Origin of the sequence: Pseudomonas abyssi (assembly GCF_002307495.1) — a bacterium.
Classification (GTDB): domain Bacteria; phylum Pseudomonadota; class Gammaproteobacteria; order Pseudomonadales; family Pseudomonadaceae; genus Halopseudomonas; species Halopseudomonas abyssi.
This window is the reverse complement of sequence record NZ_NTMR01000027.1, coordinates 56,599-73,057: the sequence shown is the minus strand read 5'-3', so window position 1 is coordinate 73,057 and position 16,459 is coordinate 56,599. Positions and strand designations below refer to the sequence as shown.

Sequence of the window (16,459 nt, the reverse complement as noted above, 5' to 3'; positions counted from 1 at the left end):
GAAAATTCATTAAGTGTGTGATGCACTAGTTTAACCGGCGGCGTGGCCCGCTGCACGAGGTATTCCGTGGCACAGTCCAAGACAAGCAAGCGTTGGCTCAAGGAACATTTTGATGATCCCTTCGTAAAGCAGGCGCAGAAGGACGGTTACCGCTCGCGCGCCAGTTACAAGCTGCTGGAGATTCAGGAGCGTGATCGCATCCTCAAGCCGGGCATGACCGTGCTTGATCTGGGGGCTGCGCCTGGCGGCTGGTCTCAGGTCGCTGCGCGGTTGATTGGCGAGAAGGGGCGCATCATTGCCTCGGATATTCTGGCCATGGATAGCATTCCCGATGTCACCTTTATCCAGGGCGACTTTACCGAGGACACTGTCTTCGAGGCCATCCTGGCGGCCATCGGTAATTCGCAGGTAGACCTTGTTATTTCAGATATGGCCCCCAATATGAGTGGAACACCTGCGGTAGATCAGCCGCGGGCCATGTATCTGTGCGAGCTGGCGCTGGACATGGCGGCACGGGTGTTGCGCCCGGGTGGCGATTTTTTGATCAAGGTGTTCCATGGTGAAGGCTTTGACGAGTATTTCCGCGAAATGCGCGGGCAATACGACAAGCTGGTGACTCGCAAGCCCGATGCTTCACGCGGGCGCTCGCGAGAGACCTACCTGCTGGCCCGCGGATTCAAGGGGCGGGCAGAGTAGATTTGGCCGCGCTGCCGGAACCCGGCGTTGTCGATGCAGTCTAGCGACACAGGGCGTTACACAGCGTCGACTGCCGAGTTGGCCTAAACTGGTGTAATGTGGGCAGGGTGGACAACAGACTCAGCAAGGCTCCCGCAATGGTGCTGGGAGCAAGAGGGTAGTGAATTGAACGATATGGCGAAGAACCTCATCCTGTGGCTGATCATTGCCGCCGTACTGGTCACGGTGATGAACAACTTCAGTAGTACCAAGGAACCGGATACGCTGAATTACTCCCAGTTCCTTGATCTGGTAGAGAGCCGCCAGGTCGAGCGGGTGACGGTGGATGGCTATATCATCACCGGGCGCGAGCGCAGTGGTGAGTCCTTCAAAACCGTGCGCCCGGCGATTCAGGATAATGGCCTGATCGGCGATCTGCTCGACAACGATGTCATCATCGAGGGCAAGCAGCCCGAGCAGCAGAGCATCTGGACTCAGTTGCTGATTGCCAGCTTCCCGATCCTGATCATTATCGCCATCTTCATGTTCTTCATGCGTCAGATGCAGGGTGGCGGCGGTGGCCGCGGCGGCCCTATGAGCTTTGGCAAGAGCAAGGCGCGCATGCTGACCGAGGATCAGGTCAAAACCACTTTTTCCGATGTCGCCGGCTGTGACGAAGCGAAGGAAGACGTGCAGGAGCTGGTCGAGTTTCTGCGTGATCCGGGCAAGTTCCAGCGCCTGGGCGGCCATATCCCGCGCGGCGTACTGATGGTGGGTCAGCCGGGTACCGGTAAGACCCTGCTTGCCAAGGCGGTCGCCGGCGAAGCCAAGGTGCCGTTCTTCACCATCTCCGGTTCCGACTTTGTTGAAATGTTCGTAGGTGTCGGTGCATCGCGTGTGCGCGACATGTTCGAGCAGGCCAAGAAGCACGCGCCGTGCATCATTTTTATCGACGAGATCGACGCGGTCGGTCGCCATCGTGGCTCGGGAATGGGTGGCGGTCACGACGAGCGTGAGCAGACCCTGAACCAGTTGCTGGTTGAGATGGACGGCTTTGAGCCGAACGACGGCATCATCGTGATAGCGGCTACCAACCGTCCAGACGTGCTGGATCCGGCTCTGCTGCGTCCCGGTCGCTTCGATCGTCAGGTGGTCGTTGGGCTGCCGGATATTCGTGGTCGTGAGCAGATCCTCAAGGTACATATGCGCAAGGTGCCGCTGGGTGATGACGTTAAGCCGTCGCTGATCGCCCGTGGTACGCCTGGCTTCTCCGGTGCTGATCTGGCCAACCTGGTGAACGAGGCCTCACTGTTCGCCGCGCGTGCCAACAAGCGCCTGGTGGAAATGGGCGAGTTCGAGATGGCCAAGGACAAGATCATGATGGGCGCCGAGCGCAAGTCCATGGTCATGTCCGAGAAGGAAAAGCTCAACACCGCTTACCATGAATCCGGCCACGCGATTGTTGGTCGCCTCGTGCCCGAGCATGACCCGGTCTACAAGGTCACCATTATTCCGCGCGGTCGTGCGCTGGGCGTGACTATGTTCCTGCCGGAAGAGGATCGCTACAGCCTGTCCAAGCGTGCGCTGACCAGTCAGATCTGTTCGCTGTTCGGTGGTCGTATCGCCGAGGAGATGACGCTGGGCTTTGATGGTGTGACTACCGGTGCATCGAACGACATTATGCGGGCTACCCAGCTGGCCAAAAATATGGTGACCAAGTGGGGGCTGTCCGAGAAGCTCGGTCCGCTGCAATACGCTGAAGAGGAAGATTCGGGGTACCTGGGTCGCTCCGGTGGCAGCGGATTGTCTGGTGTGTCCGGAGAGACGGCCAAGCAGATTGACGAAGAGGTGCGTCGCATCATCGATGAGTGCTACGGCACGGCGCGCCGTCTGCTGGACGAGAACCGTGACAAGCTCGACATGATGGCCGAGGCGCTGATGAAGTACGAGACCATCGACACTCAGCAGATCGACGACATCATGGCCGGTCGCGTGCCGCGTGAACCGAAGGATTGGCAGGACGGCGGTAAGTCGGGCCCTGGCGCCATTGTCACCAGTGATGAGGGTGACGATAGCAAGTCGGATGAGTCGGCCAAGGGCGCCGGTCCGATTGGTGGTCCGGCCGGGGAGCATTGATTCGGCAATGAGCTCAAGCTCCAACTGCTCCCGGTTGCTATGCGGCAACCGGGAGCTTGATCTTTCTCGCGCCCAGATCATGGGTATTCTCAATGTAACCCCTGACTCCTTCTCTGATGGCGGGCGCTTCAATCAGCGCGACGCTGCGCTGCGGCACGTCGAGCAAATGGTCGCCGATGGCGCTGCCCTGATTGATGTCGGTGGTGAGTCCACCCGTCCGGGTGCGGTACCCGTACCAGTGGGGCAGGAGCTTGAGCGAGTCGTGCCAATGGTTGAGGCCATTGCATCACGGTTTGACGTGATTATTTCGGTGGATACCAGCTCTCCTGAGGTCATGAGTGACTCGGCCGCCGCCGGCGCCGGGCTAATCAATGATGTGCGCTCGCTTGAGCGCGATGGTGCGCTGGAAGCAGCGCGGGCTACCGGGTTACCGGTCTGTCTGATGCATCGTCAGGGTGAGCCGGACTCCATGCAGCTTGCGCCGCGTTATGCCAGTGTGCTGGATGAGGTAAATGCCTATCTGCAGGCGCGGGTAGAGACCTGCGAGGGTGCCGGTATTGCCCGTGAGCGGTTGGTTCTGGACCCCGGGTTTGGCTTTGGCAAGTCGCTGGAGCACAACCTGCAGTTGTTTGCGCGCCTGGCTGACTTGCGCCCGCAGGGGTTGCCGGTGCTGGTCGGGGTATCGCGCAAGAGCATGATTGGCCAGGTACTGGATCGCCCTGTCGATCAGCGCCTCTACGGCAGCCTTGCTCTGGCTGCTCTGGCCGTCGACGCGGGCGCCGGTATTATTCGGGCTCACGACGTCGCAGCTACCCGGGATGCCGTTGCGATGGCGCAAGCGGTGCGCCAAGCCCGGCAGTCACAACTTTCATAACAAGAGTTAGTCCATGGAAAAACGCTATTTTGGAACCGATGGCATTCGCGGCCGCGTCGGTGATGCGCCAATTACGCCGGAGTTCATGCTCAAGCTGGGCTGGGCTGTCGGGACTGCTTTTCGGCATCACGGTGCCTGCCGGGTCATTATTGGTAAGGATACGCGGATTTCCGGCTACATGTTCGAGTCGGCGCTGGAGGCAGGGTTGTCAGCTGCCGGCGCGCAGGTTCAACTGCTTGGCCCCATGCCCACGCCGGCGATTGCCTATCTGACGCGTACCTTTATGGCTGATGTGGGTATCGTCATCAGCGCTTCGCATAACCCCTTTTACGACAACGGCATCAAGTTCTTCTCGGGCGCTGGCAGCAAGTTGCCGGACAGCCTTGAGCTCGAGATCGAGCGCCTGGTCGACAGCCCAATGAACGTGGTCGACTCGGCTGCCTTGGGTAAGGTCACTCGGGTGGAGGATGCTGCTGGACGGTATATCGAGTTTTGTAAAAGCAGCGTGCCTACCAGTACCAGCTTCAAGGGCATGAAACTGGTGCTCGACTGCGCGCACGGCGCGACCTATAAAGTGGCGCCGAGTGTCTTTCGGGAGCTGGGGGCGGAGGTCGTGGTGATAGGTGCCAGTCCTGATGGGCTGAATATCAACGCGGGTCACGGCTCCACTGATATGGCGGCGCTGAGAGAGGTTGTCTTGCGCGAAGGTGCTGATCTGGGTATTGCCTTCGATGGCGACGGCGATCGCGTATTGATGGTGGACCATGCTGGCGAAGAGGTGGATGGTGACGAGTTGCTGTGCATCATTGCCCTCGATCTGCAGCGGCGCGGCCTGCTCAATGGCGGCGTCGCGGGTACGTTGATGAGCAATCTTGGTTTGGAGTTGGCGCTCAAGGAGCAGGGCGTGCCCTTCGTGCGCGCCAAGGTGGGCGATCGCTACGTGATGGCCGAGCTGCGTGAGCGCGGCTGGCTGGTGGGAGGTGAGTCGTCGGGGCACATAGTGTGCCTGCACCACACTTCGACAGGAGACGGTATTATCGCTGCGCTGCAGGTGCTCAAGGCGTTGCAACGCAGTGAGCAGAGTCTCGCGCAGGCGCGCAGCTGTATGCAGAAGTGCCCCCAGAAATTGATCAATGTGCGTTATGCGCCTGGGCAGGCATCGCCTGCGCAGAACCCGGTCGTAAAGCAGGCGGTTGCTGAGGCGGAGTCCCGGCTGGCGGGTTCGGGGCGCGTGCTGTTGCGCCTGTCCGGCACCGAGCCGCTGGTGCGGGTCATGGTCGAGGGGCAGGATGCTGCCAAGGTTGAGCAGGAAGCGACCGCGTTGGCAGCTGTTGTAACCCAGGTGTGTGGCGGGTAAAAAAGTCGGTTGTGTCGCTGATGCAACTTGGTTAAGATTGGCGCCCGCTTGGGCAGAGAGGTATGGCATGCGACGTCCACTAGTCGCCGGTAACTGGAAAATGCACGGTTCACGGCAGTCTGTAGACGCCCTGCTGCAAGGTCTTGCTGCGCAAGAATGGCCTGAGGGAGTGGAGCTGATGGTTGCTCCTCCGGCGCTGTATGTTGATCGTTGTTGCGAGCAGCTGCAGGACACGCCAATTCAGGTTGGTGGTCAGGTGTGTGCTGCTCAGGCTGAGCCGGGTGCCTTGACGGGTGAGATCTCGCCCGCCCAGCTGCGCGACGCAGGTTGCGCTTACGTTCTGGTTGGGCACTCCGAGCGTCGTTCGCTGTTTGGCGAGACTGATGATGTCGTCTGCCGCAAGTTTGCTGCTGCGTTGGCCAGCGGGTTGCGCCCGGTGCTCTGTGTCGGTGAGACGCAAGCTGAGCGCGATGCTGGGCAGACGGCTGAAGTGGTAGGTCGGCAGTTGCAGGCGGTGCTGGATGTGTTTGGCGTGGGTGGTTTGGCTGAAGGTGTGGTGGCGTATGAGCCTGTTTGGGCGATTGGCACCGGCTTGACGGCAACCCCTGAGCAGGCCCAGGATGTGCACGCCATGATTCGCGCACGGCTCGCCATGCTTGATGATGAGCAGGCGCGCAAGGTGCAGATAGTTTACGGTGGCAGCGTGAAGGGTGAGAACGCCGAAGCGTTGTTTGCCATGCCGGATATCGATGGGGGGCTGATTGGTGGAGCCTCTCTCAATGCAGCAGAGTTCGGTGCGATCGCTCGCGCCGCTGGACGAGTGTAATGATTGAGACCGTGATTGTAGTACTGCACCTGCTGGTGGCTATTGCCCTGGTTGGTCTGGTTCTGATGCAGCAGGGCAAGGGTGCCGAAGCCGGTGCGTCCTTTGGTGCTGGTGCGTCCGGGACTGTGTTCGGCAGTCAGGGGTCTGGCAATTTCCTGAGTCGTGTTACAGCGATCCTGGCGACTGTGTTTTTCCTGACCTCCCTGGGTCTGGCTTATTATGCCAGCCACAAGGCGGATGCAGCGGTTGAGGCGGGTCTGCCGTCACCTGCGCTGCAGATCGAGCAGGCTGAGCCTGCCCCCATGTTGGATGAAGACGTGCCGGTGCTGGAGCAGGATGTGTTGCCGAGTGACGTGCCTGAGACGCTGGGTGAGGAAGTGCCGCCGGCAGCCGAGTAAAAATAGGCTGCGATGGTAAAAAGTTTTTGCGGAAGTGGTGGAATTGGTAGACACGCTATCTTGAGGGGGTAGTGCCTTAGGGTGTATGGGTTCGAGTCCCATCTTCCGCACCAATCAAAATAAGGGCCTGGTTTGACAGGCCCTGTTCTTTTCAGGGGTGGTTTACGCCGGTTGTCTTGCGAGGCTTCTGCGCGTATAATTCACGCCCTAGATTCGACGCGGGGTGGAGCAGTCTGGTAGCTCGTCGGGCTCATAACCCGAAGGTCGTAGGTTCAAATCCTGCCCCCGCAACCAGTCTCAAAAGGCCCCTTTTCAGGGGCTTTTTGTTAGCTATATGCCGGTTCGGCATTGGTCTCTGGGCTTCGCCTGTGCGAAGTGGCCAGACTCAACGATGGGCTTTAGGCCCATTTTTTATTCATGCAACAAACAGGCGGTGAATGTGTCCGGCAAAGTGACTGAGTTGGAGGCCCTGCTGGTCCCGGTGGTCGAGGCCTTGGGCTACAGCTGCTGGGGGATCGAATATCTGTCCCAGGGTAAGCACACCCTGTTGCGCGTCTATATAGATCACCCGGAAGGGGTGAGCGTTGAGGCTTGTGCCGCTGTCAGCCGACAGGCCAGTGCGGTACTGGATGTGGAAGACCCGATTTCAGGTGACTACACCCTGGAAGTCTCGTCTCCTGGTATGGACCGGCCGCTGTTTCGTCTGGAGCAGTACGCAGCCTATGTAGGAGAGCAGGCCAAGATCAGACTGCGCTCGCCCTATGAGGGGCGGCGCAATTTTCAGGGTGTAATTCGCGGCGTGGAAGGTGATGAAGTCGTTTTGCAGGTAGATGATCACGAGTACCTGCTGCCCGTCGACTGGATCGACAAGGGCAATATCATTCCGCGTTTTTGAGCAAATTTCGGGCTGCACGGCCCAATGGATGGCGTTAGGCGAGGCATACGATGAGCAAAGAAGTGTTGCTGGTTGTGGAATCCGTTTCCAACGAGAAGGGTGTTCCACCCGGAGTTATCTTCGAAGCGCTGGAGCTGGCGTTGGCGACGGCGACCAAAAAGCGTTACGAAGACGAAGTAGACGTGCGTGTGTCGATCAACCGCCACACCGGCGACTACGATACCTTCCGCCGCTGGACCGTTGTGGCTGATGAAGACTTTGATGATCCGGACATTCAGTTGACACTGGATCAGGCACAGGAGCGCGATGCCGCCCTGGCCATTGGTGACGTTACTGAAGAAAAGATCGAATCGGTCGAGTTTGGTCGTATTGCCGCCCAGATCGCCAAGCAGGTGATCGTGCAAAAGGTACGTGAAGCCGAGCGTGCGCAGGTGGTCGATGCCTACCGCGATCGTTTGGGCGACATTATCAGCGGTACGGTCAAGAAGGTTACCCGCGACAGCGTGATCGTCGATCTGGGTAATAACGCCGAAGCGGTGCTGCCTCGTGAAGAAATGATTCCGCGTGAAACCTTCCGCTCCGGCACCCGTATTCGTGCCCTGCTGAAGGATATCCGCACCGAGAACCGTGGCCCGCAGCTGGTGCTGTCGCGCGCCTGTCCGGAAATGATCATCGAGCTGTTCCGCATCGAAGTGCCGGAAATTGCTGAAGAGCTGATCGAAGTCATGGGCGCTGCCCGTGATCCGGGCTCGCGCGCCAAGATCGCCGTTCGCTCCAAGGACAAGCGCATCGATCCGCAAGGTGCCTGTATCGGTATGCGCGGTTCTCGTGTGCAGGCGGTCTCCGGTGAGCTGTGTGGCGAGCGCGTAGACATCGTGCTCTGGGACGACAACCTGGCGCAATTTGTGATCAACGCCATGGCGCCGGCGGAAATCGCCTCCATCATTCTGGATGAAGACACCCAGACCATTGATCTGGCGGTGGCTGAAGACAATCTGGCTCAGGCCATCGGCCGCAGCGGCCAGAACGTCCGTCTGGCCAGTCAGCTGACCGGCTGGACGCTGAATGTGATGACCGAGGATGATATCCGAGCCAAGCAGGAAGCCGAGACCGGTGACATTCTGCGCAACTTTGTCGACGAGCTGGATGTGGACGAAGAAGTCGCACAGATGCTGGTTGAAGAAGGTTTCACCACCTTGGAAGAGGTGGCCTATGTACCGATGGAAGAGCTGCTGGAGATCGATGGCTTTGATGAGGATATCGTCAACGAGCTGCGTGCTCGTGCCAAGGATCGCCTGCTGACCAAAGCCATCGCCAACGAGGAAAAACTGGAAGATGCTCAGCCGGCTGACGACCTGCTGAACATGGATGGTATGGACCGTGCGCTGGCGTTTCAGCTCGCTGCCAACGGCATCCTGACAATGGAAGATCTGGCCGAGCAGTCTGTTGATGACCTGCTCGACATCGACGGTATCGATGAAGAGCGTGCTGCGGCTCTGATCATGGCAGCCCGCGCCCCCTGGTTTGAATAACCGGTCGGACTCGACGAGATTCCCCCTGCGGTGACGCACGGACCCGACTGAGGAGAGAAGTGAATGGCGGAAGTGACGGTCAAACAATTGGCTGATGAAGTAGGTACTCCGGTAGAGCGCCTGCTGCAACAGATGCAGGAAGCGGGTCTGTCGCAGACTGGCCCTGCGCAGGCAGTCAGTGATGATGAAAAGCAGGCGCTGCTGGCGTATCTGAAAAACGCCCATGGTGATTCCGGCTCAGAGCCGCGCAAGATTACCCTCAAGCGCAAAACAGTCAGCACCTTGAAGGTCGCTGGCAGCAAGACGGTAAACGTGGAAGTGCGCAAGAAGCGCACCTACGTCAAGCGTGAGCCGGCCGATTTGGAAGCCGAGCGTCAGCGCGAGCTCGAGCAGCTGCGCGCAGCAGAAGAAGCTCGCCAGCAAGCAGCTGAAGCAGAAGCCAAGCGCAAGGCTGAGGAAGCTGCGCAACGCGAGGCGGATGCCGCGAATGCTGAAGCCAAGCGTCAGGCTGATGCTGCCGCCGTCGCGGCGGCCAAAGAGGCAGAAGCGGCTGTCGCGGAGGCTGCTGCCCCGGCGTCGGCCCCGGTTCCGCCTGCTGAGCCGACTCCGGCTGAGCATCACAAAAAGAAAGAAGAAGCCCGTCGCAAGTCTCGCGACGAGGAAGAGCAGCGCAGCCGCAAGCGCGCTGGCGGCCATGGTGGCAAAGACAAGGCCCGGAACGCTCCGCGTCTTTCGGTCGATGACGATGGCGACAGCCGTCGCCGCGGCGGTGGTGGCAAGCTGAAAGCCAAAAAGCGCAATCAGCATGGCTTCGAGAAGCCCTCCGGCCCGGTGGTTCGTGAAGTGGTGATCGGTGAAACCATCACCGTTGCCGAGCTGGCGCAGAAGATGTCGGTCAAGGCCGCCGAGGTCATCAAGTACATGTTCAAGAACGGCACCATGGTGACGATCAACCAGGTACTGGATCAGGACACGGCAGCCATCGTTGCCGAAGACATGGGCCACAAGGTCAAGCAGGTTCGCGAGAGCGATCTGGAAGACAAGCTGGTTGAGTCCATGCACCATGAAGGTGAAGAGCTGAGCCGTGCGCCGGTGGTGACTGTCATGGGCCACGTTGACCACGGTAAGACCTCTTTGCTCGACTACATTCGTCGTGCCAAAGTGGCCTCCGGTGAGGCGGGTGGTATTACCCAGCACATCGGTGCCTACCACGTGGAAACCGATCGCGGCATGGTGACCTTCCTGGATACCCCCGGTCACGCAGCCTTTACCGCCATGCGTGCCCGCGGTGCCAAGGCAACCGATATCGTGATTCTGGTGGTTGCCGCCGATGACGGTGTGATGCCGCAGACCGAAGAGGCGATTCAACACGCCAAGGCGGCCGGTGTACCTATCGTTGTCGCGATCAACAAGATCGACAAGGAAGACGCCGATCCGGATCGCATCAAGAACGATCTGGCAGCCCGTGATGTAATTCCGGAAGAGTGGGGTGGCGACACCATGTTCGTGCCCGTCTCGGCCAAGGCCGGGACTGGTATCGAAGAGCTGCTCGAAGCGGTCCTGCTGCAGGCTGAAGTTCTGGAGCTGAAAGCTCAGCCCTCTGCGCCTGGTCGTGGTGTAGTCGTTGAATCCCGTCTCGACAAGGGTCGTGGCCCGGTGGCGACCGTGCTGGTGCAGAACGGTACCCTGCGTCAGGGCGACGTGGTGCTGGCTGGTGTCAACTACGGCCGTGTTCGTGCCATGCTTGACGAGAACGGCCAGCCGATCAAGGAAGCCGGCCCCTCCATTCCGGTCGAGATCCTGGGTCTGGATGGCACGCCGGATGCCGGTGACGAGCTGAACGTCGTGGCCGACGAGAAGAAGGCCCGTGAAGTGGCGCTGTTCCGCCAAGGCAAGTTCCGCGAGATCAAGCTGGCGCGTCAGCAGTCTGCCAAGCTGGAAAACATGTTCGAGAACATGGGCCAGGACGAGAAGAAGACCCTCAATATCGTTATCAAGGCCGACGTGCGTGGCTCCCTGGAAGCACTGCAGGGCTCGCTGTCCGAGCTGGGCAACGACGAAGTACAGGTCAAGATCGTCTCCGGCGGCGTGGGCGGTATCACCGAGACCGACGCCAACCTGGCACTGGCCTCCAACGCGGTAGTCTTCGGCTTCAACGTCCGTGCGGACGCAGCGGCGCGCAAGATCATCGAGACTGAAGGTCTGGATCTGCGTTACTACAGTGTCATCTACGAGATCATTGATGACGTGAAGAAGGCTCTGTCCGGTATGCTCGGCAGCGATGTTCGCGAGCAGATTCTGGGTGTCGCCGAAGTGCGTGATGTGTTCCGTTCGCCGAAGTTTGGCGCGGTGGCTGGCTGTATGGTCATCGAGGGCACCGTGCATCGTAACCGTCCGATCCGTGTACTGCGCGAAGACGTGGTTATCTACGAAGGCGAGCTGGAATCCCTGCGTCGCTTCAAGGATGACGTCGGCGAAGTGCGCAACGGTATGGAGTGTGGTATCGGCGTCAAGAACTACAACGACGTGCGTACCGGCGACCGTATCGAGGTGTTCGAGCGTGTTCAGGTACAGCGCAGTCTGTAATTCGATAGCGGTGGCCCTGTCGGGCGCCGCCTGATATTCGCGACAAACTCCGGTCTGCCTGGCAGCCCGGAGTTTGTCGCTTGAGATGGTTACTATGGCAAAAGAATACAGTCGTACCCAGCGGGTAGCTGATCAGATGCAGCGCGAACTGGCGCAGCTGATTCAGCGTGAGGTCCGCGATCCGCGCTTGGGTATGGTCACCGTGACGGCCGTTGAGGTCAGTCGCGACATGTCCCACGCGAAGGTGTTTATCACTCTGATGAACCGGGACAGTGCCGAAGATATCGCGCTCAACCTTGATATCTTGAAAGACGCTTCCGGTTATCTGCGCATGCTGCTGGGCCGTACCATGAAGTTGCGGACGATTCCGAGCCTGCATTTCCAGTACGACGAGAGCATCCGTCGCGGTGTGCACCTGTCGTCACTGATTGAGCGTGCGGTAGCGGAAGATCGCCAGCATGGCGACGGCGACAAGGAGTAGCGGGTGGCTGGAGCGAAGAGCAAGCGCCGTGCGATTGACGGCATCCTGATTTTCGACAAGCCCCTGGGCATGAGCTCCAACGCGGCCCTGCAAAAGGTCCGCTGGCTGTTCAATGCTGCCAAAGGCGGGCACACCGGTAGTCTTGATCCCTTGGCGACCGGCGTGCTGCCGCTGTGTCTGGGCGAGGCGACCAAGTTTTCGCAGTACCTGCTCGATGCCGACAAGGCGTATGTCACCGAAGCGCGGCTAGGCATGACCACCGCCACCGGTGATGCTGAGGGTGATGTGCTGGAGATGAAGCCGGTCGACGTTGCGCTTGCGGACGTTGAGGCGCTGTTGCCGCGCTTCCGCGGCGAGATTGACCAGGTGCCGCCGATGTATTCGGCGCTCAAGCACGAAGGTCAGCCACTCTACAAGCTGGCACGCGCCGGCGAAACCATTGAGCGCAAGGCGCGCACGGTGACCATCAGTGAGCTCAACATTCTGGGCCTTGAAGGCGACCGTCTGCAGTTGGAAGTACATTGCAGCAAGGGTACCTATATACGCAGTCTGGTTGAGGATATCGGCGCGGCGCTTGGCTGTGGTGCGCATGTGGCTGCGTTGCGCCGCATCAAGGCAGGCCCCTTCGATCTGAGTCAGTCAGTTACGCTGGAAGCGCTCGAGGCGTTGCACGCCGAGGGCGGTGCCGAAGCATTGGATCACCTGCTGCTGCCGATGGACAGCGGTCTGGAAGACTGGCCGGTACTGGATTTGACCGAGCAGACTGCCTACTACCTGAATCACGGCCAGGCCGTGCGGGTGCCGGGTAGCCCGGCCTTTGGCAAGGTGCGTTTGCGCGATGCCAGCGGCCGTTTTCTCGGCATTGGCGAGATGACCGACGACGCGCGCGTTGCGCCCAAGCGGCTGCTGCGCTTCGATCCCTGATGGTTCGTCGCCTGCGGCGCGGGCGGCAATGCAGAATTGGGCTGAATCCTCGACCATTCGGGAGTATGATTCGGCGTTGGAGTTGACCCGATAGCGGGTCACCACGAGGGTGGCTGTCAACAGGCATGGTCATACCTCGATTTAAAACACGGGAGAACTGCTCCCGGCCTGTTACCTCAGAGGAAATACGAGATGTCACTGAGTGTTGAAGAAAAAGCTGCAATCGTTGCCGAGTACAAGCGCGGCGAAGGTGATACCGGTTCTCCGGAAGTCCAGGTAGCTCTGTTGACTGCAAACATCAACAAGCTGCAAGGCCACTTCAAGGACAACAAGAAGGATCACCACTCCCGTCGTGGTCTGATTCGCATGGTTAACCAGCGCCGCAAGCTGCTGGACTACCTGAAATCGAAAGACCTGTCTCGTTACAGCGCTTTGATCAGCAGTCTGGGTCTGCGTCGCTAAGACCAGCCCCGTTTGGACATGGCCGGGTCCGATTCCCGGCCATGCCCAGAGTTTCCCCCAAAGGCAAAGAAGAGAGAGAAGACACCGTGAAACCGGTAATCAAGCAATTCAAGTTAGGCAACAGCACCGTCACCATGGAAACAGGCCGCATTGCTCGCCAGGCTTCCGGTGCCGTTCTGGTCAGTATCGATAACGCTGTCAGCGTCCTGGTCACCGTGGTGGCCGCCAAGCAGCCCGAAGCTGGCCGCGATTTCTTCCCTCTGTCCGTGCACTACATCGAGAAGACCTACGCCGCTGGCCGTATCCCCGGTGGTTTCTTCAAGCGCGAAGGCCGTCCCTCCGAGAAAGAAACCCTGACCTCCCGTCTGATCGATCGTCCGATCCGCCCGCTGTTCGCCGAAGGCTTCATGAACGAAGTGCAGGTTGTCTGCACCGTAGTGTCTACCGACAAGACAACTGACCCTGATATCGCTGCGCTGATCGGTACCTCCGCCGCGCTGGCGATCTCCGGCGTGCCGTTCGGCGGCCCGATCGGCGCTGCCCGCGTTGCGTTTGACGATCAGCGGGGCTACGTGCTGAATCCGAACTACGAAGAGCTGGCAACCTCGCGTCTGGACATGGTTGTTGCCGGTACCGAAGAAGCGGTACTGATGGTTGAGTCCGAAGCACAGGAGCTGACCGAAGACCAGATGCTGGGTGCAGTCCTGTTCGCTCACATGGAATTCCAGGGCGCCATCGCCGCCATCAAGGAATTCGCCGCCGAAGCTGGCAAGCCGGCTTGGGACTGGCAGGCACCTGCTGAAAACACTGCGCTGATCAACGCCATCAAGGGCGAGTTTGGTGCCGGTATCGCCGACGCTTACACCATCGTCAACAAGCAGGAGCGCTACACCCGTCTGGGTGAGCTGCGTGATCAGGCTGTGGCAGCCTTGTCCGGTGAGGAAGAAGGCAAGTTCTCTGCCGGTGAAGTCAAAGACGTATTCGGCGAAATCGAATACCGCACCGTGCGCGAGAGCATCGTTAATGGCAATCCGCGTATCGACGGTCGTGACACCAAGACTGTCCGTCCGTTGAACATCGAAGTTGGCGTGCTGGACCGCACTCACGGCTCCGCGCTGTTCACCCGTGGCGAGACTCAGGCGCTGGTTGTGACCACTCTGGGTACTGCCCGTGACTCTCAGCTGCTGGACATGCTGGAAGGCGAGCGCAAAGAGCCCTTCATGTTCCACTACAACTTCCCTCCCTACTCGGTAGGTGAGTGCGGTCGTATGGGCGGTACTGGCCGTCGCGAGATCGGTCACGGGCGTCTGGCCCGCCGTGGTGTCCAGGCTGTCATGCCTGACATGGAGCAGTTCCCGTACTCCATCCGCGTGGTGTCCGAGATCACTGAATCCAACGGCTCCAGCTCGATGGCTTCGGTCTGTGGTGCCTCTCTGGCTCTGATGGACGCCGGTGTGCCGATGAAGGCGCCGGTTGCCGGTATCGCCATGGGTCTGGTGAAAGAGGGCGATAAATTCGCCGTTCTGACCGACATCCTGGGTGACGAAGATCACCTGGGCGACATGGACTTCAAGGTTGCCGGTACCGAGAAGGGTGTTACTGCGCTGCAGATGGACATCAAGATCAACGGCATCACCGAAGAGATCATGGAAATCGCGCTGGGTCAGGCGCACGAAGCGCGTCTGCACATCCTCAAGCAGATGAACGACGTGCTGCCCGAGTCGCGCAAGGAAATTTCTTCCAATGCGCCGACCATGCTGAGCATGAAGATCGATCCGGAGAAAATCCGCGATGTGATCGGCAAGGGCGGTGCGACCATCCGTGGCATCTGCGACGAGACTGGCGCCTCCATCGACATCACCGACGACGGCATGGTCAAGATCTTCGCTGCCAGCAAAGACGCCGCCAACGCCGCCAAGGCGCGTGTTGACGCCATCACCGCTGAAGCGGAAATCGGCAAGGTCTACACCGGTAAGGTTGAGCGCATTGTCGACTTCGGTGCCTTCGTCAACATCCTGCCGGGCAAGGACGGACTGGTTCACATCTCGCAAATCGCCAATGAGCGTATCGAGAAGGTGACCGACGTGCTGCAGGAAGGTCAGGAAGTGAAAGTACTGGTGCTGGACGTGGACAACCGCGGCCGTATCAAGCTGTCCATGAAGGATGTGGAAGCGGCCGAGACCAGCGGCGTCTGATCGCCCCTGATCGCTCGTTGCAGTAAAAAAACCCGGCGCACGCCGGGTTTTTTATGCTCGGTTTTCGTGAAAGGTAGCTCAGTCCGGAAATACCTGTTTCCAGTCCTGCTTCATGTTAACCACGGTCCAGCCATGCTCTGTCGCAGCGTCCAGCGCCTGGTCCAGGCGACCTATGCTGGAGTCTCGGTCATAAGCCCATTCGCGTTCGGCGTCGGTGTGGTGCACGATCAGGGCAAAGCGTGCGCCATCGCCGGCGGTCGTCCATTGCAGCATCTGCAGATCCCCGTCGGAGTTGCCGAACGCCGCGATCGGGCGCCGGCCGATATGTTGGCTGATACCGATGGGCTTGCCTTCCTTGTCGTCGTTGAACTCCATGGTGCCTTCGTGCACAACCCGCACAACACCGTCCTGCACGGCCAGCTGTTTGGCTGTGCGGCTGCCGACCACACGCTCTGGCGGAATGCCGTGCACCGATTCGGTCCAGGGACGCATGAAGTCGACGCCGCCACCGGAAACGATAAAGCTCTTGAAGTCGTTGTCCTGCAGGTAGTCGAGTAACTCCAGCATCGGCTGGTACACCATGCGGGTGAAGGGTTTGTCGGTGGTGGGGTGGCGAGCTGTCTGTATCCAGTCCCGCACGACTTGGTCGAAGGAGTCAGTATCCAATCCTGCCTGCCTGGCTGGCACGGATCAGTTGTACCGGGGCGTCGTGGCTTGAGCTGAACGCGCCAGCCAGATCTCCCTTGAGTACCGAGGCAAAGGGCTCCTGGCTTTCCCAGGCAGGGTTCTCGCCAGCCTGGGCGCGTACCCGGTCAGCGACAAACAGCAGTTGGGTGTAAATCGGTTGCTCTGCCCAGAGTGTGCCGTCGTTGTCGAAGACGGCGATGCGGTCGCTGAGGGCTACATGCTCTGGCGAGGCTGGATCAGTGACCCGTTGAACGAAGGAAATAATGGCTTGGCGGCTGGCGCCGTCCTGCCAGGAAGAGAGTGGCGTGCTGGTGTCAGCTTGGCAGGTCAGGCTGATCAGCAGTGTGAATAGCAGGGCAAGTCCTTTCACGCTCGGATACTCCTATGCACGTTGGGCGTGCCCGCTTGCGCGGGCGTGTCCTTAGGAGTGT

At 59.7% G+C, this 16,459-nt stretch carries 15 protein-coding genes and 2 tRNA genes; 15 read left to right on the top strand and 2 right to left on the bottom strand.

The features are described from left to right. Window positions 1-66 precede the first annotated feature (66 nt). The 15 genes from rlmE (at window position 67) to pnp (ending at window position 15,341) form a co-directional block, all read left to right on the top strand. On the top strand, window positions 67-696 hold the full coding sequence (gene rlmE / locus CNQ84_RS17470; RefSeq protein ID WP_096006112.1) for a 23S rRNA (uridine(2552)-2'-O)-methyltransferase RlmE: 630 nt from the start codon (window positions 67-69) through the stop codon (window positions 694-696). A gap of 174 nt (window positions 697-870) precedes the next feature. Further along, window positions 871-2,811, top strand: a complete 1,941-nt coding sequence (gene ftsH, locus CNQ84_RS17465; RefSeq protein WP_096006130.1) for an ATP-dependent zinc metalloprotease FtsH — start codon at window positions 871-873, stop codon at window positions 2,809-2,811. Window positions 2,812-2,818: 7 nt separating this feature from the next. Further along, the gene (gene folP, locus CNQ84_RS17460; protein ID WP_096006111.1) at window positions 2,819-3,685 is read left to right on the top strand and encodes a dihydropteroate synthase; all 867 of its coding nucleotides are present in this window, start codon (window positions 2,819-2,821) and stop codon (window positions 3,683-3,685) included. Window positions 3,686-3,698: 13 nt separating this feature from the next. Next, a complete protein-coding gene (gene glmM / locus CNQ84_RS17455) occupies window positions 3,699-5,042 on the top strand; it encodes a phosphoglucosamine mutase (protein WP_096006110.1) in 1,344 nt (447 codons plus the stop codon). Between the two features lie 67 nt (window positions 5,043-5,109). Continuing rightward, window positions 5,110-5,868, top strand: a complete 759-nt coding sequence (tpiA, locus tag CNQ84_RS17450; RefSeq protein WP_096006109.1) for a triose-phosphate isomerase — start codon at window positions 5,110-5,112, stop codon at window positions 5,866-5,868. After that, entirely contained in the window at window positions 5,868-6,266 is a 399-nt protein-coding gene (gene secG / locus CNQ84_RS17445) for a preprotein translocase subunit SecG (protein WP_096006108.1), read from the top strand. Before tpiA ends, secG begins: the two co-directional genes overlap by 1 nt. Before the next feature lie 28 nt (window positions 6,267-6,294). Next, a tRNA-Leu gene (locus CNQ84_RS17440) sits at window positions 6,295-6,379 on the top strand. Window positions 6,380-6,483: 104 nt separating this feature from the next. Then, a tRNA-Met gene (locus CNQ84_RS17435) sits at window positions 6,484-6,560 on the top strand. Between the two features lie 145 nt (window positions 6,561-6,705). Beyond that, complete coding sequence (rimP, locus tag CNQ84_RS17430) at window positions 6,706-7,161, top strand: ribosome maturation factor RimP (RefSeq protein WP_083726858.1); 456 nt, start codon at window positions 6,706-6,708, stop codon at window positions 7,159-7,161. A 50-nt stretch (window positions 7,162-7,211) separates the two neighbouring features. Beyond that, the gene (gene nusA / locus CNQ84_RS17425) at window positions 7,212-8,693 is read left to right on the top strand and encodes a transcription termination factor NusA (protein WP_096006107.1); all 1,482 of its coding nucleotides are present in this window, start codon (window positions 7,212-7,214) and stop codon (window positions 8,691-8,693) included. Window positions 8,694-8,756: 63 nt separating this feature from the next. After that, window positions 8,757-11,279, top strand: a complete 2,523-nt coding sequence (gene infB / locus CNQ84_RS17420) for a translation initiation factor IF-2 (RefSeq protein ID WP_096006106.1) — start codon at window positions 8,757-8,759, stop codon at window positions 11,277-11,279. Window positions 11,280-11,373: 94 nt separating this feature from the next. Beyond that, a complete protein-coding gene (gene rbfA / locus CNQ84_RS17415; RefSeq protein WP_096006105.1) occupies window positions 11,374-11,760 on the top strand; it encodes a 30S ribosome-binding factor RbfA in 387 nt (128 codons plus the stop codon). Window positions 11,761-11,763: 3 nt separating this feature from the next. Then, entirely contained in the window at window positions 11,764-12,684 is a 921-nt protein-coding gene (truB, locus tag CNQ84_RS17410; protein WP_096006104.1) for a tRNA pseudouridine(55) synthase TruB, read from the top strand. A gap of 192 nt (window positions 12,685-12,876) precedes the next feature. Beyond that, entirely contained in the window at window positions 12,877-13,146 is a 270-nt protein-coding gene (gene rpsO / locus CNQ84_RS17405; protein WP_083726848.1) for a 30S ribosomal protein S15, read from the top strand. An 86-nt stretch (window positions 13,147-13,232) separates the two neighbouring features. After that, window positions 13,233-15,341: a polyribonucleotide nucleotidyltransferase gene (gene pnp / locus CNQ84_RS17400; RefSeq protein WP_096006103.1), complete on the top strand. Its 2,109-nt coding sequence runs from the start codon at window positions 13,233-13,235 to the stop codon at window positions 15,339-15,341. A 78-nt stretch (window positions 15,342-15,419) separates the two neighbouring features. Here pnp and CNQ84_RS20980 read toward each other — a convergent pair whose 3' ends face one another. Both CNQ84_RS20980 and CNQ84_RS20975 read right to left on the bottom strand, forming a co-directional pair. Further along, window positions 15,420-16,007, bottom strand: a complete 588-nt coding sequence (locus tag CNQ84_RS20980) for an HAD family hydrolase (RefSeq protein WP_342745780.1) — start codon at window positions 16,005-16,007, stop codon at window positions 15,420-15,422. After that, on the bottom strand, window positions 15,997-16,398 hold the full coding sequence (locus CNQ84_RS20975) for a hypothetical protein (RefSeq protein WP_342745779.1): 402 nt from the start codon (window positions 16,396-16,398) through the stop codon (window positions 15,997-15,999). The genes CNQ84_RS20980 and CNQ84_RS20975 overlap by 11 nt, the downstream gene beginning before the upstream one ends. Between the last annotated feature and the right edge of the window lie 61 nt (window positions 16,399-16,459).